The sequence below is a fragment of the Pseudomonas sp. NFPP12 genome, from assembly GCF_900103205.1.
In the GTDB taxonomy this organism is placed as follows: Bacteria; Pseudomonadota; Gammaproteobacteria; order Pseudomonadales; family Pseudomonadaceae; genus Aquipseudomonas; species Aquipseudomonas protegens.
Window position 1 is genome coordinate 83,676 of record NZ_FMWW01000001.1, and the last position, 22,475, is coordinate 106,150.

11 protein-coding genes are annotated in these 22,475 nt (G+C 65.7%); 9 read left to right on the forward strand and 2 right to left on the reverse strand.

Translation table 11 applies throughout. From position 1 onward, the window contains the following. Positions 1 to 355 precede the first annotated feature (355 nt). The 7 genes from BLS75_RS00405 to BLS75_RS00435 all read left to right on the forward strand — a co-directional run bounded on the left by BLS75_RS00405 (position 356) and on the right by BLS75_RS00435 (position 8,085). On the forward strand, positions 356 to 1,015 hold the full coding sequence (locus BLS75_RS00405; RefSeq protein WP_015636114.1) for a CsgG/HfaB family protein: 660 nt from the start codon (positions 356 to 358) through the stop codon (positions 1,013 to 1,015). Between the two features lie 29 nt (positions 1,016 to 1,044). Beyond that, complete coding sequence (locus tag BLS75_RS00410; RefSeq protein ID WP_072449923.1) at positions 1,045 to 1,416, forward strand: DUF4810 domain-containing protein; 372 nt, start codon at positions 1,045 to 1,047, stop codon at positions 1,414 to 1,416. Then, positions 1,413 to 2,072 carry a DUF799 domain-containing protein gene (locus BLS75_RS00415; protein WP_015636113.1) on the forward strand — a complete coding sequence of 220 codons (660 nt, stop codon included), beginning with the start codon at positions 1,413 to 1,415 and terminating at the stop codon, positions 2,070 to 2,072. Before BLS75_RS00410 ends, BLS75_RS00415 begins: the two co-directional genes overlap by 4 nt. A 249-nt stretch (positions 2,073 to 2,321) precedes the next feature. Continuing rightward, positions 2,322 to 4,433 carry a hybrid sensor histidine kinase/response regulator gene (locus tag BLS75_RS00420; protein ID WP_072449924.1) on the forward strand — a complete coding sequence of 704 codons (2,112 nt, stop codon included), beginning with the start codon at positions 2,322 to 2,324 and terminating at the stop codon, positions 4,431 to 4,433. 208 nt (positions 4,434 to 4,641) lie between these two features. Next, positions 4,642 to 4,908, forward strand: coding sequence for a DUF1652 domain-containing protein (locus BLS75_RS00425; RefSeq protein WP_011061967.1), 267 nt, complete (start codon positions 4,642 to 4,644; stop codon positions 4,906 to 4,908). Positions 4,909 to 5,049: 141 nt separating this feature from the next. Then, a complete protein-coding gene (locus BLS75_RS00430; protein WP_065363320.1) occupies positions 5,050 to 7,716 on the forward strand; it encodes an ATP-binding cassette domain-containing protein in 2,667 nt (888 codons plus the stop codon). 135 nt (positions 7,717 to 7,851) lie between these two features. Next, on the forward strand, positions 7,852 to 8,085 hold the full coding sequence (locus BLS75_RS00435; RefSeq protein WP_015636110.1) for a DUF465 domain-containing protein: 234 nt from the start codon (positions 7,852 to 7,854) through the stop codon (positions 8,083 to 8,085). A 129-nt stretch (positions 8,086 to 8,214) separates the two neighbouring features. On the opposite strand, the gene BLS75_RS00440 is transcribed toward BLS75_RS00435, so the two are convergent. After that, complete coding sequence (locus BLS75_RS00440) at positions 8,215 to 9,318, reverse strand: SMP-30/gluconolactonase/LRE family protein (protein ID WP_072449925.1); 1,104 nt, start codon at positions 9,316 to 9,318, stop codon at positions 8,215 to 8,217. Between the two features lie 25 nt (positions 9,319 to 9,343). After that, positions 9,344 to 10,519: an SRPBCC family protein gene (locus BLS75_RS00445; RefSeq protein WP_072449926.1), complete on the reverse strand. Its 1,176-nt coding sequence runs from the start codon at positions 10,517 to 10,519 to the stop codon at positions 9,344 to 9,346. A 355-nt stretch (positions 10,520 to 10,874) separates the two neighbouring features. Between BLS75_RS00445 and BLS75_RS00450 the strand changes: the two genes are divergently transcribed. After that, positions 10,875 to 21,974, forward strand: a complete 11,100-nt coding sequence (locus BLS75_RS00450; protein WP_072449927.1) for a two-partner secretion domain-containing protein — start codon at positions 10,875 to 10,877, stop codon at positions 21,972 to 21,974. Then, positions 21,971 to 22,450, forward strand: coding sequence for a hypothetical protein (locus BLS75_RS00455; RefSeq protein WP_227454146.1), 480 nt, complete (start codon positions 21,971 to 21,973; stop codon positions 22,448 to 22,450). Before BLS75_RS00450 ends, BLS75_RS00455 begins: the two co-directional genes overlap by 4 nt. Positions 22,451 to 22,475: the final 25 nt, after the last annotated feature.

The following is a 22,475-nucleotide window of genomic DNA, read 5'->3' on the forward strand; positions in this document are numbered from 1 at the left end:
GCGTCTGCTGCGTCGCAATGCCGTCCAAGCCGTTCGTCCGAACGCAGCCCGAGCCTGCGGCAGCGGCTACACGAAACGCGGATCGGCAGTGGCCTGCCGCTTTGCTATCCCCCGAGTCTGTGGCAATGGTTACAGAATGACGCCAAGGTTTTTTATTCCTTTTCGCACTGATGGCGCTTTGGCATAATCGCCGCCGATGATGCCCCCTGCATCAAGTTTCAGAACGCTCGGCCGACGACTTTCGAGCCTGCACAGACTGGGGCCGCAGACGTGCGGCAGGGCGCAAGTGCATCTAGACAGTGCACCCAAATGGATACTCAAGAAGGAACATAGAGTGAGAGTGATCTCGAAGTTGATGTTGTCCGCTGTAGCACTGGCGGTGCTGGCGGGCATGAGCGGTTGCGCCACGGAAAGCTCCCGGGCCTTGCCGGTGGAGAAGGTCCAGAGCGCCAGCCAGGTATGGACCGGAGCCCGGGTGCCGATGGCCGTGGGCAAGTTCGACAACCGCTCCAGCTACATGCGCGGAATCTTCTCCGATGGCGTCGACCGCCTCGGCGGCCAGGCCAAGACCATCCTCATCACCCACCTGCAGCAGACCAACCGCTTCAGCGTGCTGGACCGCGACAACATGGGCGAGATCCAGCAGGAAGCGGCCATCAAGGGCCAGGCGCAGAAGCTCAAGGGCGCGGACTTCGTGGTCACCGGCGATGTCACCGAGTTCGGTCGCAAGGAAACCGGCGACCACCAGCTGTTCGGCATCCTCGGCCGCGGCAAGACCCAGGTGGCCTACGCCAAGGTGGCGTTGAACATCGTCAACATCAGCACCTCCGAAGTGGTCTATTCGACCCAGGGCGCTGGCGAGTACGCCTTGTCCAACCGTGAAGTGATCGGCTTCGGCGGCACCGCTGCCTACGATTCGACCCTCAACGGCAAGGTCCTCGACCTGGCCATGCGCGAGGCGGTCAACCGCATGGTCGAGGCCATCGACGCCGGCGCCTGGAAACCGGGCCGCTGATCACACAGCTGACAGGGAGAAGTGCAAGCATGTCGAAGACGATGATGGCGCGGCCAATGATGGCCGGCGCCTTGCTGGGCTGTGTGCTGCTGGCCGGTTGCAGCGGGCCGAAGACGCTGTACCAGTGGGAAACCTACCAGACCCAGACCTACGAGTACTTCAAGGGCGAGGAGGCCCGGGAGGCCCAGGTCGAGGCCCTGGAGCGCGACCTGCAGAAGATCAAGTCCACCGGCAAGGCCGTGCCGCCGGGCTACCACGCCCACCTGGGCATGCTCTACGCGAGCCTGGGCAAGGATGACCAGATGGTGCAGCAGTTCAATACCGAGAAGGCGCTGTTCCCCGAATCCGCCTCGTACATGGACTTCCTGCTCAAGAACGCCAAGAAGGGAGCCGCCCAATGAGCCTGATGACCCTGCGCAACCTGCTGGGCCTGTTGGCCGTGAGCCTGCTGGTGGGCTGCGCCGCGCCCAGAAGCGTGGACTACTCGGCCTACAAGCAGGCCCGGCCGAAGTCGATCCTGGTGCTGCCGCCGCTCAATGAATCGCCGGACATCAAGGCCACCTACAGCATGCTGTCCCAGGTGACCTTTCCCCTGGCCGAAGCCGGTTACTACGTGATGCCGATCGCGGTGGTGGATGAAACCTTCCGCCACAACGGCCTGACCAACCCGGCGGACATCCACGGCCTGGCGCCGGCCAAGCTCAACGAGATCTTCGGCGCCGATGCCGGCCTGTACATCACGGTCAAGGAATACGGCACCAGCTACATGCTGATCAGCAGTGCCACCGTGGTCACCGCCAGCGCCACCCTGGTGGACCTGAAGACCGGCACCACGTTGTGGACCGGCAGCGCCCGCGCCTCCAGTGAGGAAGGCAACAACGGCAACAACGGTGGCCTGGTGGGCATGCTGATCACCGCTGCGGTGAAGCAGATCATCAACACCAGCACCGACGCCGGCCATCCGATTGCCGGCATCACCAGCCAGCGCCTGCTGTCGGCCGGGCAACGCACCGGCTTGCTGTACGGTCCGCGTTCGCCGAAATACGGCACCGACTGAGGGGCAGGGAGCGGGCAATCCGCTCTTTTTCAGGCGGCGCCTGTCGGCGTCCGCCTGGAACCCGGGCCATCGCCTATTCTGTTTTTTCAGTCGCGCGAAGGGCGTTGCCCGGCGGCATGGCCGACCAGTGGCGAAGCCGATCCAGGCCCTGGTGAAACCATCCGCGTGCACCGTGCTCAAAGGCTCTGGAGGCTGCGTTGCTGCCTCTTGAAAACCCACGCTGTGCCACGTTTTTCGTAGAGTCCGTTCATGCCGTTCTTATCTGATCATCACGGGTGCCAGGGGTGGAAGGGCGAGATGGCCGAGCGCATCCGTGCCTTCGACTGGTCCGCCACCAGCCTCGGGGCGTTGCAGCACTGGAGCCACAGCCTGTGCAGCACAGTGCAGCTGATGCTCGGCTCGCCGCTGCCGATGGTGATGCTCTGGGGCCCCCTGGGCTACATGATCTACAACGATGCCTATGCCGAGTTCGCCGGCGGCCGCCATCCCTACCTGCTGGGCTGCGCCGTGGAGATGGGCTGGCCGGAGGTCGCCGAGTTCAACCGCGGGGTAATGAACACCTGCCTCAGCGGCGGCACCCTGTCCTATCACAACAAGGAACTGGTGCTGCTGCGCAACGGGGTGCCGGAAGACGTCTGGATGGACCTCTACTACAGCCCGGTGGCGGGGGACGACCAGGCTCCGGCCGGGGTCATCGCCATTGTCGTGGAAACCACCGGCCATGTGATTTCCGAGCGCCGCCGCCAGGCCGCGGAGGCCGCCTACCGGGCGGAGAACGAGCGCGTGCAGCTGGCGCTGAATGCCGGTGCGTTGCTGGGCTCCTTCGTCTGGGACGTCCAGGCCGACGTGCTGTCTTGCGACGAGCGATTTGCCCGGACCTTTTCCTACCCGGCGGACCAGCCCCTGGACAACCTGCCGATCGATATCACCGAAAGCCGCATCCACCCCGATGACCTGCCGCGCATCAAGGAACTGGCCCAGTACAGCGTGACCCAGGGCGGGCCCTACAACGCCGAATATCGGGTGCGCCGCGAGGACGGCAGCTACACCTGGGTGCTGGCCTGTGGCCGTTGCGAGTTCGACGAGTCGGGCCAGGCCTTGCGTTTCCCCGGGGTGCTGATCGATATCCAGGAGCGCAAGATCGCCGAGGAAGCCCTGCGCCAACTGACCCGCAACCTGGAGCAGCGGGTGCTGGAGGAGGTCAACGCGCGGCTCAGCGCCGAGGAGCAACTGCGCCAGGTGCAGAAACTCGAAGCCATTGGCGGCCTGACCGGCGGCGTGGCCCATGATTTCAACAACCTGCTGCAGGTGATTGCCGGCAACCTGCATCTGCTGTCCCGCCACGAAGCGGGCAACGCCAATGTGCAGCGGCGCACGGCCGCCGCGCTGACGGCGGTGGAGCGCGGCGCCAAGCTGTCGAACCAACTGCTGGCCTTTGCCCGGCGCCAGCCGCTGTCACCGGCCAGCTACAACCCGCGGCACCTGTACGAGGGCCTGGGGGAGTTGCTGCAGCGGGCCCTGGGCGAAACCATTTGCCTCGACGTGCAATTGCCCGCCGAGCCCTGGTGCATCCATGTGGATCGCAACCAGTTGGAAAACGCCGTGCTCAACCTGGCGATCAATGCCCGGGATGCCCTGGGCGGCGAGGGGCGGATCCTCATCAGCGCCGAGAACCAGGTGCTGGATTCGCGCTTCTGCGCCGGCAAGGGCATCGTTGCCGGCGAGTACCTGTGCCTGAGTGTGGCTGACGATGGCCCGGGCATGCCCGCCGAGGTGCTCAAGCAGGCCTTCGAACCCTTCTTCACCACCAAGGCCGACGGTCATGGCACGGGCCTGGGCTTGAGCATGGTGTTCGGTTTCGTCAAGCAGAGCGGCGGCCATATCGAGATCTTCAGCAGCCCGGGGCAGGGCACCCGGGTGCAGATGTACTTTGCCCGCAGTGCCGAACCTTCGCTGCAGCAGGCGCCGCGCCCGGGTCAGCGAGCGGGTGGTGGCGAGGAAAGCATCCTGGTGGTGGAGGACAACGCCGAGGTGCGCAGCGCCGCGGTGGAAATGCTCGAACACGAGGGCTACCGGGTGCGCACCGCGAGCAATGGTGACGCTGCCATGCAACTGCTGCTGGACGGGCTCAAGGTCGATCTGATCTTCACCGACGTGGTGATGCCCGGTCTGATCAAGAGCACGGACCTGGCCACCTGGGCCAAGACCCAGGCACCGCCGATCGCGGTGCTGTTCACCTCGGGGCACACCCGCGACATGATTTCGCGCAACCACCAGCTCAGCCCCGACACCCACCTGCTGAGCAAGCCCTATGGGCCTGCAGACCTGAGCGCCATGGTGCGTTCGGTGCTGGAGGCCTGAGCGGCGCCTGGCGCCAAGTGTGAAGCAGTGCATAAAAATCCCCAGGGAGCGACGACAAACTGGCGTCAAACTTCTACGCTGCATGAAGTTGAATGAACTTGTACGTTTTTTCTGCTGACCAAGGACAGGGGCATCGACCGCCTGATCCCATAACAACAAACGTCGTCTTGCGCGGTTTTTCTTCTCAACCTTTTTTGGATGCTCCGCCGTGATCTCCACCCTTGAACTGCGCAGAATCGTTGAAACCAGCTTCCTGCCCCTGCATTGCCAGTGCACCGTCGGCCACGACGGGGCCATGACTGTGCGCATCTGCGACCCCGCCAGCGGGCGCGTCGACCTGTTGGTCACCGGCATCGCCACCCGCGGCCTGACCAGCTCCCGGGCGCTGTCGGAGCTGATTGCCGAGTTGCGCTACGACCTCCAGCACACCCGCCTGAGCACCGAGCAGCAAGCCCGCCGCCAGCACGGTCGCTGAAGCGCCAGGGAACATTGCGCCGGGGGCGAGGCTCGAACCCCGGGTACGCGCGTCGATCTTCCACGGGGCTTGCCTCGGGCCTCGGACCTTGTGTGATGATCGCGCTTCGACTGTTCGCGGTTCTCGACATAAGGCTGGTTCATGACTGCTTCCCGTAGCCCCTCCGATGCTTCCCAGGCGAGCCCTTCGTCCTTTCCAGCCAGCGGTTTTGTCCGGGTGCGCGGCGCCCGCGAGCACAACCTGAAGAATGTCGACGTGGACATTCCCCGGGATGCGCTGGTGGTGTTCAGTGGGGTGTCGGGGTCGGGCAAGTCGTCCCTGGCGTTCTCCACCCTGTATGCCGAGGCCCAGCGTCGCTACTTCGAATCGGTGGCGCCCTATGCCCGGCGCCTGATCGACCAGGTGGGGGTGCCGGATGTCGACCGCATCGACGGCCTGCCGCCGGCGGTGGCCCTGCAACAGCAGCGCGGCACCCCCAGCACGCGCTCTTCGGTGGGCAGCGTGACCACCTTGTCGAGCCTGGTGCGCATGCTCTATTCCCGGGCCGGTAGCTACCCGCCGGGGCAGCCGATGCTGTATGCCGAGGACTTTTCGCCGAACACGCCCCAGGGCGCCTGCCCGGAATGCCATGGCCTGGGGCGGGTCTATGAGGTCGACGAAGCGAGCATGGTTCCCGACCCTTCGCTGACCATCCGCCAGCGCGCCGTGGCCTCCTGGCCCCTGGCCTGGCAGGGACAGAACCTGCGGGACATCCTGGTGACCCTGGGCTACGACGTCGACATCCCCTGGCAGCAACTGCCGAAAAAGCAGCGTGACTGGATCCTCTTCACCGAAGAAACCCCCACAGTACCGGTGTACGCCGGGCTGACCCCGGAACAGACCCGCGAAGCCCTCAAGCGCAAGCAGGAACCCAGCTACATGGGTACCTTCAGCGGTGCCCGGCGCTATGTGCTGCACACCTTCACCCACACCCAGAGCGCGCTGATGAAAAAGCGTGTGTCGCAATTCATGCGCGGCAGCCCGTGCCCGCTGTGCGAGGGCAAGCGGCTCAAGCGCGAGGCCCTGGCGGTGACCTTTGCCGGGCTGGATATCGGCGAGCTGGCGCGCCTGCCGCTGCTGCAACTGGCCGAGGTGCTGCGGCCGGTGGCGGCGGCAGATTACCTGGAGCAGGCGCCCGCCGATGATCCGGTGCTGAGCCACGCCCAGACTCGTGCCGCGCGTCAGCAGCGCCATGCCCAGGGCGCCCCGGAGCATCGTGGCGCGCCGGATGTGCGGCATACGCCGAACCTGTCCCTGGAAAAGCGCCTGGCCGCCCAGCGCATCGCCCAGGACCTGCTGGAGCGGGTCAGCACCCTGACCGACCTGGGGCTGGGCTACCTGGCCCTGGAGCGCAGCACGCCGAGCCTCTCTTCCGGTGAGTTGCAGCGCCTGCGCCTGGCGACCCAGCTGGGCTCGCAGCTGTTCGGGGTGATCTATGTGCTGGACGAGCCCTCGGCAGGCCTGCACCCGGCGGATGCCGAGGCACTGTTCGAGGCCTTGCAGCGGCTCAAGGCCGCCGGCAACTCGCTGTTCGTGGTGGAGCACGATGTGCAGACCATGCGCCGTGCCGACTGGCTGGTGGACGTGGGCCCGGCGGCGGGAGAGCGTGGCGGCCAGGTGCTGTACAGCGGCCCGCCGGCCGGCTTGGCCGAGGTGGCGCAGTCCCAGACCCGCGCCTACCTGTTTCCCGAGCAGGCCCCGGCCCGGCGTACCCCGCGCCCGCCCCGGGGCTGGCTGCGGCTGGAAGGTATCAGCCGCAACAACCTCAAGGAGCTGGACGCCGAGTTTCCCCTGGGCTGCTTTACCGCGGTGACCGGGGTTTCCGGTTCCGGCAAGTCGAGCCTGGTGAGCCAGGCCCTGCTGGAACTGGTGGGCGCGCACCTGGGCAAGGCTTCGGCCAGCGATGAGGCGCCGGAGCTGGACCTGGCGGACGACGCACCGGTCAGCAGCGGCGGGCGGGTGGTGGCCGGCATGGAGCAGATCAAGCGCCTGGTACAGGTGGACCAGAAACCCATCGGTCGTACCCCGCGTTCCAATCTCGCGACCTACACCGGGCTGTTCGATCAGGTGCGCAAGCTGTTCGCCGCCACCGACGAGGCCCGGGAGCGGGGCTTCGACGCCGGGCAGTTTTCCTTCAACGTGGCCAAGGGCCGTTGCCCGGCCTGCGAGGGCGAGGGCTTTGTCAGCGTCGAGCTGCTGTTCATGCCCAGCGTGTTCGCCCCGTGCCCGACCTGCCATGGCGCGCGCTACAACCCCCAGACCCTGGCCGTGACCTGGCAGGGCCTGAACATCGCCCAGGTGCTGCAATTGAGTGTCGAGCAGGCCTTGCCGGTGTTTGCCGAACAACCGGGCATCCGCCGTGCCCTGGAAGTGCTGCGCGACATCGGCCTGGATTACCTGCGCCTGGGCCAGCCGGCCACCGAGCTCTCCGGCGGTGAGGCGCAGCGCATCAAGCTGGCCACCGAGCTGCAGCGCACTGCCCGGGGCGCCACCCTGTACGTGCTGGACGAGCCCACCACCGGCCTGCACCCACGGGATGTGGACCGTCTGCTGGAGCAACTGGACAAACTGGTGGCGGCCGGGCACAGCCTGGTGGTGGTGGAGCACGAAATGCGCGTGGTGGCCCAGGCCGACTGGGTGATCGACATCGGCCCTGGTGCCGGCGACCAGGGCGGCACCCTGGTGGCCTGCGGCACCCCGCACCAGGTGGCAAAGCAGCGCACTAGCCGCACCGCGCCCTTTCTTGCCCAAGCGCTGGGCGGACGTTGATCCAGGGCAAAAGTGGCGACGAACGGTTACCGCTGGTCTGATTGGCGGTCGACAGACCCGGTCCGGCGAGGCCATTCTGATAACCGGCGGGGGCGTGATGACGCCCTTGCTGCCGATCAACCACGGAGGTGTTCCATGCCGGTGACCCACGACCTTTACCAGGACCTGAGCTGCAGTAAAGAAGACATTCAACAGCGTCGGGCCAGTGACCCCCACCTGAATGCGCTGTTCGACAAATACACCAGCATCGACGATCAGGTGCTCAAGGCCGAAGCTGCCGCTGCCGCAGACGACGAACTGAAGAAACTCAAGGAAAAACGCCTGCTGATCAAGGATGAGATCGCCGGGAAACTCACCGCCGGTTCCTGACCCCCCTGTAACAAAGACGCTCGCAGTAGCAAGGAGCTTGTTGTGGCGAGGGAGCTTGCTCCCGCTGGGCGGCATAGCCGCCCAGACGCCCGCCGGGCTGTCCCACCCCAAGTTGCAACGCACCCACCCTCAAGGCGCCAGCGCCTCCTTCAACGACAACCGGGCCATGTGCCTGGCCGTCAGCGACCCCAGGTACAAGGCATCGCCATATTCGCGCACCGTGGTGATCGGCGAGTAGTTGCCGCTGCTGCCATCCTGCAGGTTGGCGATCACCCGGCCCTGGGTATCCAGGCCCAGCACGAAGCCGCGCTTCTCCACCGGCTTGGGCAATACCGTCATTGCCCGCACCAGCATCTTGCGCACGAAGGGGTAGGGCGCGGTGGCGTCGAGCAACGGGTTGCGCGGTGCGTACAGGGCCACCCAGAAACGCCCGGCGCCATTGAAGCTCAGGTTGTCCGGCAGCCCCGGCAGGTTGTCGATGAACAGGTCGTGGCTGCCGGCCTTGTCACCCTTGAGCCAGTAGCGGCTGATGCGGTAGGCGCCGGTTTCATTGACCAGCACATAGGCCTCGTCCGGCCCCAGGGCAATGCCGTTGGCGAACTCCAGGCGGTCCAGCAGCACCTCGGTGGTGCCGCTCTGGAAGTCGTAGCGCAGCAGGCGGCCATCGGCGCCGTGCTCGATCACCGCTTCGCCGTCATGGCCATAGCCCCAGCGGCTGGTGGCGTCGCTGAAGTAGGCGTAGCGCCCCGCGGCATCGACCGCCACATCGTCGGTAAAGCCGAACTTCAGGCCGTTGGCCTCGGTGCTCAGGGTCTGCAACTGGCCCTCGCTGTCCAGGGCCAGCAGGCCCTTGATGGCATCGGCGATGATCAGGCGCCCGTCCGGGTGCCGGGCCAGGCCCAGGGGCCGGCCGCCGGTATTGACCAGCACCTTGAGCGCACTGCCGTCGAGGCTGCTCTGGATCACCCGGCCGTCATGCAGGCCGCTGAGCAGTTGTTCGTGTTCCAGCAGCAGGGCTTCGGGGCCGTCGATGTCCCGGGCGCCCACCGGCTGCACGGCCTTGAGCTTCTGGTTCTCGGCAAACGGCCCCTGGCTCAGGGACGGCGCCGGCGCCGGGTTCCAGGCCACCGGCTGGACCCTGGTCGGCATCAGCAGCAGGAAGGCCAGGACGGCCAGCAGCACCAGCAGGACAATCCGCAGGCCGCTGAAGCGGCGGGGGGCAATCTGATTCATGCAATGACTCCTGTCGGGGGCGGCCTCAGGACGGGCGGCCGGGGGCCTCGGTGGCGGGCAGCGGGATAGCTTGCTGGGCCATCTCGCACAATGCCAGCAATGAGGCGGCGGATTCCCGTTCTATCCGTCGCTTGAATAACAGCTGATTGCCCAGGCGCATCAGCAGGTCGTCAAAGCCGTACTCCAGGGTCCGCACGAAGCGTGTGTGCTGCGCCCCCAGGGGCTGGCATTCGTAGGTCACCTGCAGGTGCAGGCCGTGATCGCCCCGGGCACTGGCACGCCAGCGGTGCCCAGGCAGGTACTCCTCGACCGTCCAGCTCAGGTGGCCGCTGCGCCCGCCGGCATGGATGTCTTCCTCGAAGCCTTGCCCGGCGAACAGCGGGCCTTCGTCGCCCTCGACCTTGAGCGAGGAGGGGTGCCACTGTGGCCAGAGCCGCGAGCTGGCGGCATAGGCCAGGGTGCTGGCGGCGCTGCGGGGGATGTCGACCTGGTGCTGCATGCGGGTCATGGGCGTGGCCTCGTCAGGGGAGGAACTGACGGCTGGCGGCTCTTGCGGTTGCCAGTGCAGGGTACCGAACAGCCAGTCCATCAGCGGCAGGACAATATTGAAGTTGCGCTCCTGCATCAGCTCGCGGCGGTGATGCAGTTCGTGCAGGCGGCGCATCTGCCGCACCCAGGGCAGGCGCGCCAGGGGGTGATTGGCGGGCAGGTGCTCGCAGGCATGGAACACCTCGTAGGCCAGGTAGCCGAGCAGGGTGCAACTGGCGAACAGCGCCGCCACGTTGCCATTCCACAGGCGCAGCAGCGCCCACAGGGGCAGGGCGAAGAGCAGGCTGTGCACCACGATCAGCCAGGCCGGAAACAGAATCACCCGCCAGTCCCGGTAGCCTTCATAGGCCATCAGCCCGGGGGCGAAGAAGCTGTGGTGGTCGCCGGTATGGCGGGCATAGAACATCCGCGCGAAGCGCTGCTTGTGATGCCCCAGCCAGCGGTGCACCACGTAGATGCACAGGTTGAAGAACAGCAGCGCCACCGGCACCGCCAGCCATTCCAGGGGCTGCACCTGGCTCAGGGTGCTGCATAGCAGGCCGATGCACAGCAGGCCATAGGCCAGGACAAAGCCACCATGCAGCCAGGGGTTGTAGCGCGGACTGACCGCCGCTCGGTATTGCTGACGAAAGTGCTGGGTGGTTTCTCGCACGGCCCGATTCCCGTTGTTGTTTTTATGGGCTGCAGCGTAGCCGGCGGGTAATTATCCAGCCAATGGATAGTGGGAATGAGGATTATTCATCAGGCTGAAAATGCCCGGATAAAGCTCTAGGAAACGACAGCGAGGCGAATGAAAGATTGACGCCAGAATAGTGGCTATTTAGTATTTTGATATTGAATTGATATCATTTCTGCTCGCACTCTGCTCCTTTCTGGTTCCGTTTTGCCTGTCAGGCATCGAGGGGCTGCCAGTTCGACCCTGCTTGCCGAAATCAATTTTTCCTCGCCATGGGCCTTCAGGATGAAGGCTCCAGGGGCTTGTGCTCCTGCATTGCTAAGAGACTGACATGGACGTTCGCCACTTCACCTTCCTGGCCCAGCAACCCTCTGCTGTCCTGCAATCCCGTGATTCGTTCTGCGGCTTGTCCAAGCGCAGCCTGGCGTTCGTCCTGGCCAACATGATGTTCTGGCAGCCGCTGGTGGCGATGGCCGACGGCATCGTGGTCAACGGCAGCGGCACAACACTGGGACAGGCCGGCAATGGCGTGCCCATCGTCAACATTGCCACGCCCAATGGCGGCGGGCTGTCGCATAACAAGTTCAGCGACTACAACGTCGGCCAGCAGGGCGTGATCCTCAACAACGCCACCGGCCGCACCCAGGAAACCCAACTGGGCGGGATCATTCTCGGCAACTCCAACCTGGGTGGCCGCGCGGCCAATGTGATCCTCAACGAGGTCAACGGCGGCAGCCCCAGCCAGCTCAAGGGCTACACCGAAGTGGCCGGGCAGTCGGCCCATGTCATCGTCGCCAACCCCTATGGCGTGAGCTGCAACGGCTGCGGCTTCATCAACACCCCGAAAGCCACCCTGACCACCGGCAAGCCGGTGATCGAGAACGGCCAGGTCCAGCGTTACCAGGTGGACCAGGGCAGCGTCGCCATCGAGGGTGCGGGCCTCAACGCGAGCAATATCGACCAGTTCGAAATCATCACCCGCAGCGCCAAGATCAACGCCGAGATCCAGGCCAGGCACCTGGCGGTGATCGCCGGGGCCAACGACGTCGACGCCAAGACCTTGAACGCCACGACCCGCACCGCCAACCCGGCGGATGCACCGCAACTGGCCATCGACTCATCAGCCCTGGGCGGCATGTACGCCGGGGCGATCAAGCTGGTGGGCACCGAGGCCGGGGTCGGGGTGAAGCTCGACGGCAAGCTGATCGCCAGTGGCGGTGATATCCAACTGGACGCCGACGGCCAGTTGCGCATGGCCGACGCCACTGCCGAGAAGGGCGCGGTGGCGATCAAGGCCGGCAGCCTGGAGGCCCAGGGCGCGGTCTACGCCGGCAGCGAGCTCAAGGTGCAGACCCGGGGCGACCTGAGCAGCCAGAAAACCCTCGCCGCCCGCGACAGCATCCAGCTGGACAGCGGTGGCCAACTGAGCAACCAGGGCATCATCGAAGCCGGGGTCAATACCGATAACTCTCGCAACGCCAACGGCGATATCAGCCTCAACGCCCGGGATCTCGACAACCGCGGCAAGAGCATTGTCGCCAGCCGCGACCTGACCCTGAACACGGCCCAGACCCTGGACAACCGGGGCGGTACCCTTAGTGGCCAGCATCAGGTGAAGGTCAGCGCCGGCACTCTGGACAACCAGAACCAGGGCCGGGTCCTGAGCAGCGACAGCCTGGAACTGCAGGCCACCCAGGTGCTGAACCACAATGCCCTGATCACCAGCGACGGCCAACTCAAGGCCGAGATCGGCCACCTGGGCAATCGCCACGGCGAGCTCAGCAGCCTGAGCCGGGTTCGCCTGCAACTGGCGGCGCTGGACAACGTCGCCGGGTTGGTGATGGCCGGTGAAACCCTGGATATCAACGCCAGCGGGGCCATCGACAACCGTGGCGGTGCCCTGGGGGCGGAGCGCTTGCTGAAGGTGCAGGCCGCATCCCTGGACAACAGCAAGGCCGGTAACCTGCGCAGCGAGGAGCGCCTGGAGGTCCAGGTCGCCGGGCGTCTCGACAACCAGGACAGGGGCTTGATTCAGGCTACCCAGGCCATGGAAGTACAGGCCGGGCAACTGGACAACCGCAAGGGCAGGATTTCCGGCAGCGACACCCTGGTGGTGCGCGGCGAGAGTGCGGACAACCGCGGTGGGGTGATACATGCCGATCAGGCCCTGGGCCTGCACAGCCGTGACGTGGATAACCGCGACAAGGGCCGCCTGGAAAGCCGGACCGCCGTCACCGTCGAAGGCAACCGCCTGGACAACAGCGGTGGTCTGCTCAGCGCCACTTCAACCCTGACGCTGAACAGCGGCGAGGTGCTCAACCACGCTGGCCGCATCGCCAGCAAAGGCGAACTCCATGCCCAGGTGGACAGCCTTGCCCAGCATGGCGGCGAGCTGGTGGCCGAAGGCGTTCTGCATCTGCAGGGCCAGTCCCTGGATAACCGGGACCAGGGCCTGGTGGCCTCCCTCAAGGCCCTGACCCTGGACGTCGTCGAGGTGGATAACCGTGGTGGTGCACTGTCGGGCCAGGGGGAAGTGCAGGTCAACGGCCAGGGGCTGAACAACAGTGATGGCGGCAAGGTCCTGGCGGACCAGCGCCTGCTGCTCCAGGTGGCCCGGGTCATCAACCAGAACCAGGGGCTGTTGTTCAGCAAGCAAGGGCTGACCCTGAGTGGCGACAGCCTGGACAACAGCGGCGGCCAGCTGGTGAGCCAGAAGCCGTTGCTGCTGACCCTGAGCGCAGCCCTGGACAACCAGCGCGGCCTGATCAGCGGCGAAGACCTGCTGACCCTCAAGGTTGGCAGCCTGGACAACCGCGGCGGACGCCTGACCGGTGCCCGGGCCCTGAGCCTCGACAGCCGCGGGGCGCTGCTCAACCAGGGCGGCTCGATCGTCGCCGAGCAGGGGCTGACCCTGGACAGCTCCAGCCTGAACAACAGCGACAAGGGCGTGATCAGCGCCAAGGCCGATGCCCGCCTGGGCACCGGCGCTTTCGACAACAGCCAGGGCGGCAGCCTGACCAGTGCCGGGCAGTTGACCCTGACCACTGCCCAACTGACCAACAACCAGGGCCGGATCGGCAGCGACCAGGCCCTCAATGCCAGCATCACTGGTCTGCAGCAGCAGGGCGGCGAGCTGTTCAGCAACGCCGACCTGACCTTGGACCTGAACCATGGCCTGCTGGACAACCAGGGCGGCAACCTGCACACCCCGGGGCAGCTGTTGTTGCGCAACCTCGACCGGGTGGACAACCGCAGCGGTGAAATCTCCGGGGCCAAGGCCTTCAGCCTCAACGCCCGGGAACTGGACAACGGTGCCGGCAAGCTCCTGAGCAATCAGGCCCTGACCCTGCGCATCGAGCAGGCCCTGGCCAACGTCAAGGGGCTGATCTCGGCTGCAGCCATCGACAGCCGCAGCGCCAGTCTGGACAACCGCGACGGCCAGTTGCACAGCCGTGGCGACAGCCAACTGCAGGTCAGCGGGCACGCCGACAACCAGGGCGCAATACTGCTGGCCGAAGGGCAGATGACCCTCAAGGCCGCCAGCCTGGACAACCGCCAGGAGGGGCTGGTGGGCGCCACCCGCGCCCTGGACCTGCAGGTCGGGCAACTGGATAACCGCGGCGGTGAAGTGTCGAGCCGGCAGATCGACCTGAGCGGCGAGCGCCTGGACAACAGCGACCAGGGCCGCCTGCTGGCCAGTGGTGACCTGACCCTGAAGGTGGCCCGGGTGCTCAACCAGAACCTGGGCCTGATTTCCGCGGACCAGGGCCTGAGCCTCAGCGGCATCGGCCTGGACAACCGGGGCGGGCAACTGGTGGGGGGCCAGCGCCTGGACCTGGAACTGGGTGAAGACCTCGACAACCGCAAAGGCCGGATCAGCAGCGAAGGCCGCCTGGCGATCCAGGCCCGCAACCTGAACAACGACCGGGGCAGCCTGTCCAGTGGTGGTGCCTTGCAGGTCAGCGCCGGGCAGGCCCTGAGCAACCAGGGCGGCAAGTTGTTGAGCGACGCGGGCCTGACCCTGGCCAGTGCCCGGCTGGACAACCAGCAGCAGGGCATCATCAGCGCCAAGGGCCGGCTGTCACTCAATACCGGAGCGCTGGACAACAGCCAGGGCGGCAACCTCAACAGCGGTGATGAACTGAGCCTGAACGCTGCCCAGGTCAACAACGAGCAGGGCAGCATCGGCAGCGCCAAGGCCCTGACGGCCTCGGTCACCGGGTTGCAGCAGCAGGGCGGCAAGCTGTTCAGCAAGAGCCGCCTGAGCCTGGACCTGAACCATGGCACCCTGAACAACCAGGGCGGCCTGATCAATGCCCCCGGTGTGCTACTGCTGAGCAACCTCGGCGCGGTGGACAACCGTCAGGGGGAAATCTCCAGCCAGCAGGCTTTCGAACTGGCCGCCCGCAGCCTGGACAACAGCGCCGGGCAGTTGCTCAGCAACCAGGCCCTGACCTTGCGCATCGATGGCGCGCTGACCGCGCTCAAGGGCAAGATCGCCGCCGCCGCGTTGCAGATCGATGCCGCTAGCCTGGACCACAGCGGCTCGCTGCTCAGCGACAGCGAACTGGACCTGCGGGTCACTGGCCCGTTGCGCAACCAGGGCCTGATCCAGGCCGCCGGGCCGCTGCAGATCAACGCCAACGGCCTGGACAACCAGGGTGGGCGCCTGCTCGGCGGCACCCGTGTGGGCATCGACCTGGGGGCCCAAGGCTCGGACCTGGACAACCGCCAGGGTCTGATCAACACCCAGGGCGTGCTGAGCATTGCCGGGCTGCGGGACCTGCAGAACCAGGCCGGGGAAATCTCCAGCACCCAGGGCTTCAACCTGGCCGGGCGCAGCCTGGACAACAGTGGCGGCAAGCTGATCAGCCACCAGCAGCTTGGGGTCGAGGCCGTGAACCTGGGCAACCAGCAGGGCCTGATATCCGGCTGGCAGGGGCTCAAGGTCAGCGGCGGCAGCCTGGACAACCGCCAGCAAGGTACCTTGTCGAGCCTGCTGGGGGATCTGAATATCGACCTCAGCGGCGCCTTGCTCAACAGTGCGCAAGGCGGGCTGGCCAGCCAGGGTCAGCTGACCCTCAAGGCCGCGAGCCTGGACAACAGCGACAAGGGCATCGTCACCAGCAAGGGCGAGCAGCAACTGATCCTTGGCAGTGGAGGTTTGAACAACGCCCGGGGCGGGCTGATTGAAAGCAGCGCCAGCCTCGACATCGGCGCCGGCGACCTGGACAACCAGGGCGGCCGCCTCAGCGCCGTGGGCGGCCTGAACTTCACCGGCAATAGCCTGAACAACCAGGGTGGCAACCTGCGCGGTGAAGGCGCGGTGACCCTCGATCTTCTGGGTGCCCTGGTCAACACCCAGGGCAAGCTGGCCGCCAGCGGCCCGCTGCTGCTCAAGCGTTCCAGCCGCATCGACAACCAGGACGGGCAGTTGGTCAGCCAGAACCTGATGACTCTGTTCAGCAACAGCCTGGACAACAGTAACCGCGGCACCCTGGCCGCCAACGGTGCGCTGCAGGTCAACGTCAGTGGCGAGGTGCGCAACCAGAATGACGGCCTGATCTACAGCCGCGACGCCGGCCTGAGCCTGAGCGCCGGCAGCCTGAACAATGCCAAGGGCGCGATCCAGAGCGCCAAGGCCCAGACCCTGGCAGCGACCGGGGGCATCGATAACCAGGGCGGCAAGCTGATTGCCGAGGATGGTGACCTGGACATTCAAGGCGCCAGCCTGGATAACCGCGCGGGTGTGCTGTCCAGCCTCAAGGGGCTGTTCCAGGCCCGGATATCGGGGGTGCTGAACAACCATGGCGGCCAGGCCGAGGCCCAGCGCCTGGATCTGCAAGCCCTGGCCGGTTTCGACAACGGCGCCGGACGCATGGCGGCCAAGGGTGGCGACTTGCTGCTCAATGCCGGCAGCGCCGGGGTGGATAACAGCCACGGCGGCCTGTATGCCAGCGGGCGGGTCAAGGCCAGCGGCAATCAGCTCGACAACAGCACCGGGCAGATCAACGGCCAGCACATCGACCTGGATTTCAACGGTTCCCTGGTCAACCAGGGCGGCCTGATTGAAAGCCGCGAGAGCCTGGCGCTGCGCGGCGCCAGCCTGGACAACCAGGGCGGCAAGCTGCGGGCCCTGGCCCCTGGCGGCAAGACCGACCTGCAGATCGGCGGGCTGTTCGACAACCGCAACGGCCTGCTGGAATCCGCCAACACCGACCTGACCCTGGCGGCGTCGGGTTTCCTCAATCAGGGTGGCAGCCTGCTGCACCTGGGCGAAGGCAACTTCGATATCGCCACCGGCAACGTGATCAATGCCGGCGGCAGCCTGGTCACCCGGGGCGGGCTGACGCTGACCGCCGACAGCTGGACCAACAGTAGCGTGATCCAGGCCGGGCGCCTGAACCTCGACGTCAACCACTTCAGCCAGACCGCCGCTGGCCAGTTGCTGGCCAGCCAGCACTTGCAGGCCCGGGGCGGCAATTGGAACAACGACGGGCTGCTGGCCAGCGATGGCAGCCTGGACCTGCAGATCGGCGGCACCTATTCCGGTAATGGCCGGGTATCCAGCCTGGGCACCCTTGGCTTTGGCGCGGCCCAGCTCAACCTTGGCGCCGCGGGCAGCATCGCCGGTGGCGGCGGTACCCAGGTCACGGTCGCCGGGCAACTGAACAACGCCGGGCGCCTGACCTCCAACGCCGGACTCTCGGTGAATGCCGGCGGCGTGCTCAACACCGGCACCCTGGGCGGCGCCCAGGGCCTGAACCTGGTCACCCCTACCCTGGTCAACGACCACGGTTTCGTATTCAGCGGCCAGAACGCCGGCTTCAACGTCAATACCCTGACCAACAGCTATGGCGAGTTCTACAGCCTTGGCGGCCTGACCGTGGCCGGCATGGCGGCAGGCACCTCGGCCCAAAACCTGAGAAACATCTCCGGCAACATCCAGAGTGGCGGCGATATCAATATCGCTGCACTGGATCTGGTCAACGACCGGGAAAAATACGAAGCCAGCCAGCAGATCACCGATGGCCGCATGACCATCCGCTGCGTCCAGCACTGCGGCGGTGGCGCCAGTTGGGTCCGGGGGCCGGTGTTTATCTACCGGACGGTGGAAGGCGTGGTGACCAGCGACTCGCCGCAGTCGACCCTGAACGCGGGGGGCAACCTGACGGTCAACAGCACCAGCTTCCTCAACCGCTACAGCACCGTGTCGGCAGGCAATGACCTGAGCATCACCAGCGGCACCATCACCAACCAGGCCTCCCTGGTGGCGTCCGGTTCTTCCGGCTATGAAGTCGGCGCCGGGGTCAAGATCAATCGCGGGCTGTTCTTCCAGCTGGCCCGTGACGTGCAGGCCTATGACCGGGCGCACCCGCAGGGCAGTGCCTTCAACCAGGAGGACTTCGCCGCCCTGGTGGCCAAGTTCAACCCGGGGATCTTCTATGGCATCGACCGGCCGGTAGAGACCTCGACCCTGAGCTCTTCGGCGGCGCCGGCCATCATCCAGGCCGGTGGCAAGGCCCGGCTCACGGCAGCCAACGACATCAGCAATATCAGCGTGGTCAAGAATGCCATCGCCGTGGGCGGTAGCACCCGCGACACGGCGGTGGGTGCCTCCAGCAAGCCGCTGATGGTAGTGCTCCACTCCCAGCTACCGCCGGATCTGGCGCAGCAGCAGGTCAACCCCCTGAGCCTGCCCAACTTCAGCCTGCCATCCGGGCAGAACGGCCTGTTCCGCCTGAGCGGCCAGGGCGGCGCAGCGCAGCCCTCGGCCCCGGCGCAGAGCTGGAGCATGGGCGGCGCCAGCCTGGAACTGAGCACTCGCCAGGCCGGTCCGGAGCCGGTCCAGCCCCGGGAACTGAGCAACCGGCCGCTGCCGCAAGTGGCCCTGGGCGCTCGCGACCTGAACCTGGTTGATCACCAGGCCACGGGCATCGATGGCCGCGCAGCGACGGTGCAGGTGAACGCCGTGGCCGGGGATTCGCCGGGGGGCGTGCTGCTGCCCACGGGCAGTGCTGGCAACCAGAGCGTCAACCGCGTCCAGGGCCTGCCGGACAGCAGTGTGCGCAGCAATCCGCACAAGTACCTGATCGAGACCAACCCGCTGCTCACCGACCTCAAGCAGTTCATGGGTTCGGACTATCTGCTGTCGAAGCTGGGCTACGACCCGGACCAGAGCGCCAAGCGCCTGGGTGATGGTTTTTACGAGCAGCGCCTGATCCAGCAAGCGGTCACGGCCCGTACCGGCCAGCGTTTCCTCGATGGCCAGAACAGCGATGAGGGCATGTTCAAGTACCTGATGAACAACGCCATCGCCAGCAAGGACTCGCTCAACCTGGCAGTGGGCGTGACCCTGACCTCCCAGCAGGTGGCGGCCCTGACCCACGACATCGTCTGGCTCGAAGAGCAGGAGGTGAACGGCGAGAAGGTGCTGGTGCCAGTGCTGTACCTGGCCAACGCCAACAACCGTCTGGCGCCCAATGGCGCGCTGGTCCAGGGCCGCGACGTGACCCTGATCGCCGGCAAGGACCTGGTCAACTCCGGGACCTTGCGCGCCAGTGAGAACCTCAGTGCCACGGCGGGGACTGACCTGATCAACGGTGGCCTGATCGAGGCGGGCAATCGCCTGAACCTGCTGGCCGGGGACAACGTGGTCAACCAGTCCGGCGGTATTATCGCCGGGCGTGACGTGACGGTCCGCGCCCTGGCCGGGGACGTGATCAACGAGCGCAGCATCACCACCTTCCAGAGCAACCCGGGCTCCACCACCCAGCGCCTGGACTACGCCGACAACGCCGGGCGGATCGAGGCCCGCAACGACCTGAATGTCGGTGCCGGTCGCGATATCAATAACATCGGCGGGGTGCTGAGCAGTGGCGGCGACACGACCCTGATCGCTGCGCGCGACGTCAACCTGGTATCGGCCCAGGAGCACGACAAGCTCACCCGCGACCGCTACCTCAACGAAAGCATCACCCAGCACGGTTCAAGCGTCAGCGTCGGAAGGGATCTGGCGGTCAGCGCCGGACGCGACCTGACGGCGGTCGCCAGCCAGATCGAGGCCAAGCGCAACATTGCCATGGACGCGGCGGGTGACCTGACCCTGGCCTCGGCGGCGGATGAACAGCACAGCTACTCCAAGACCAAGAAGGTCACCCGCCAGGAAGACCATGTCAGCCAGGTCGGCACCTCGCTGACCGCCGGCGCCGATGTGGTCCTCAGTGCCGGCAAGGACCTGAGCCTGATCTCCAGCCGTATCAGCGCCGGCAACGAGGCCTACCTGGTGGCCGGTGACAACCTGGAACTGCTGGCGGCCCAGGACAGCGACTACTCGCTGTACGACATGAAGAAGAAAGGCAGCTGGGGCACCAAGAAGACCCGCCGTGACGAGGTGACCCAGGTCACCAACATCGGCAGCGAGATCACGACTGGCGGCGACCTGACCCTCAAGAGCGGCGGCGACCAGAAGTACCAGGTGGCCAAGCTGGAAAGCGCCAAGGACCTGACCCTGGACAGTGGCGGCGCGATCACCTTCGAAGGGGTCAAGGACCTGCACGACGAAAGCCATACCAAGAGCAACAACAACGCCTTCTGGAACTCCTCCAAAGGCCGCGGCAACACCGATGAAACCCTGCGCCAGAGCAGCCTGGTGGCGGGCGGCAGCCTGACCATCAAGGCCGTGGAAGGCTTGAAGATCGACATCAAGCACATTGACCAGAAGAGCGTCAGCCAGGCGATCGATGCCATGGTCAAGGCCGACCCGCAACTGGCCTGGCTGAAACAGGCCGAGGCCCGTGGCGATGTGGACTGGCGCCAGGTCAAGGAGATCCACGAGTCCTTCAAGTACAACAACTCGGGCCTGGGCCCGGCGGCGCAGTTGATCATCGCCATCGCCTTGTCGGCGGTGATGGGGCCGATGATGGCCGGGATGAACACCATGCTCCAGGCAGTGTCGGTCAGTGTGGCCACCAAGGCCACGGTCAGCACCATCGACAACCGCGGCAACCTGGGCAAGGTCCTCAAGGACGTGACCTCCAAGGAGAGCATCAAGGGCTACACAGTGGCCGCAGCCACCGCCGGAGTGGCCCAGGGGTTGAACTACAACCCGAGCGCCATGGGCCTGGATGCCAAGAGCCTGCAGACCGTGGCGGTCAAGGTCACGGCCGATGCCCTGATCAAGACCGCAGTCTATGGCGGCAGCTTCAAGGACAACCTGGCCAGCGCCGCTGCCGGCACCGCGGCGAGCATTGGCGGGGCCTATGGTGCCGGCAAGATCGGCGACCTGGGCCTGACCGAGGGCGGCCTGGCGAAAATCGCCCTGCATGCCGGGCTCGGCGGCCTGCTGTCTGAAGCCATGGGCGGTGATTTTCGCACCGGCGCCATCGCCGGTGGTGCCAACGAGTTGCTGGTGGGGGTGCTGGGGGACAAGCTGCTGCCGGACAACCTGATCCCCGGTTCGCCGGAGTACATCCAGGCCCAGGCCAACCTGATGGCGCTGTCGCAGATTGTCGGTGTACTCGGCGCGTCGGCGTCCGGTGGTGACATGAGCATCGCCTCGGCGGTGGCGGCCAATGGCACTCAGTACAACTACCTGACGCACCAGGCCTTCGATGAGGTGGGCAACTGCCTGTCGGGACGTACCTGCTCTACCGATGAGCAGAAGAAGGCTGCGGTGGCCAAGGCCGAGAAACTCAGCGAGTGGCTGGACTCGGAAATGCGCAGTCTCTGCGACAAGGCGCCGACCAGCGACAGTTGCCGCGCGGCGGTCAATGCCTCGATCAAGTACGTGGCCATGAAGGATGCCTGGAACATCATGAACAAGGATGTGACCCGTTCCTCGAAGAACACCTTCGACTATCTCTACAACACCGAAGGGGCTGCCGGGCGCCTGGTGACCTACTTGAACACCATCGACAACCGGGCCAATTTCTTTGGTGCCAGCCATGTCTACGAGCAGAACATGGGGATTGGTGCCAAGTGGTTCGGTGGGGCGGAAGAGGTGTCCAGGGCCGGTTGGACCGGCCTGGGAGCCGACGATAACCTCTCGTACATAACCTTTGGTGTCGGCCGGCTGATGGCGCCGGTCTATGACTGGCGCAAGGCAGCCGGGGATGCGCTGATCACCGGTGGCTTCGAGAACTTCAAGAACCTCTACAACAAGGCCACCAGCGATCCGGTCGCCTGGGACATCAAGCAATTGAAAGGCGAACAGACTATCCTGCAGCCGATTCATGAGCAGTACATGGGCGACCGGAGTGCATTCACCTGGCTTTCCGGGCTGGTGACCGATACGTCGATCATGCCCGAGATAATGATCGGTGATCGAAAAGGAATGGATGGCGGCGTGGATATTCTGGATTACAAGTCCCGGGTGGAGTTTGGCTGCAAATTGCTGGGCTACTCCAAGAGCCAGGGCTGTGCGCCATGAGTGCGGCGGCTTACCCGCGCCGCCGGGTGTTCATGGCGTTTTTCTTCTGCCCGCTGGTGTTGGGGCTGGTGTTCGGCGCCTTCAAGTTCGTCACGCTGCTGGCCCACCTGGCCAGCAACCCGCGATTGCTGGGGGAGGTGCGGGGGGGCGAGTTGCTGCTGATGCCGGTGCTTGCACCGCTGGTGGCCCAGGTGGCGTTTCTGCTGCCGTTCCTGGTCTTCGCCCTGGGGGTGACGCTGATGAAGGTCTACCACAGCCCGCGCGCCTGTGCGGTGCTGGCCCTGGTGGGCGCAAGCGTGGCCAGCCTATGGGCGCTGATCTTCATCGCCCTGGTGGTCCATGGCGTGAAGAAGGCACAGTTCGCCGACTACCAGGTGGAGATGCTGGTGCTATTCGTGGCTGCCTGCCTGACCTGCTGGCTGGCGGCGCGCCTTTTCCTGCCCGAGAGCAATGCTGGTCCAGGGGTTGCTGACTGACCCCTTGCTCCGGCTGCCGTTATTG

Bases quoted from the DNA above. Each gene is read 5' to 3' on its own strand.
- BLS75_RS00405 (WP_015636114.1), top strand. From the start codon at position 356: ATGTTGTCCGCTGTAGCACTGGCGGTGCTGGCGGGCATGAGCGGTTGC.
- BLS75_RS00410 (WP_072449923.1), top strand. From the start codon at position 1,045: ATGTCGAAGACGATGATGGCGCGGCCAATGATGGCCGGCGCCTTGCTG.
- BLS75_RS00415 (WP_015636113.1), top strand. From the start codon at position 1,413: ATGAGCCTGATGACCCTGCGCAACCTGCTGGGCCTGTTGGCCGTGAGC.
- BLS75_RS00420 (WP_072449924.1), top strand. From the start codon at position 2,322: ATGCCGTTCTTATCTGATCATCACGGGTGCCAGGGGTGGAAGGGCGAG.
- BLS75_RS00430 (WP_065363320.1), top strand. From the start codon at position 5,050: ATGACTGCTTCCCGTAGCCCCTCCGATGCTTCCCAGGCGAGCCCTTCG.
- BLS75_RS00435 (WP_015636110.1), top strand. From the start codon at position 7,852: ATGCCGGTGACCCACGACCTTTACCAGGACCTGAGCTGCAGTAAAGAA.
- BLS75_RS00440 (WP_072449925.1), bottom strand. From the start codon at position 9,318: ATGAATCAGATTGCCCCCCGCCGCTTCAGCGGCCTGCGGATTGTCCTG.
- BLS75_RS00450 (WP_072449927.1), top strand. From the start codon at position 10,875: ATGGACGTTCGCCACTTCACCTTCCTGGCCCAGCAACCCTCTGCTGTC.
- BLS75_RS00455 (WP_227454146.1), top strand. From the start codon at position 21,971: ATGAGTGCGGCGGCTTACCCGCGCCGCCGGGTGTTCATGGCGTTTTTC.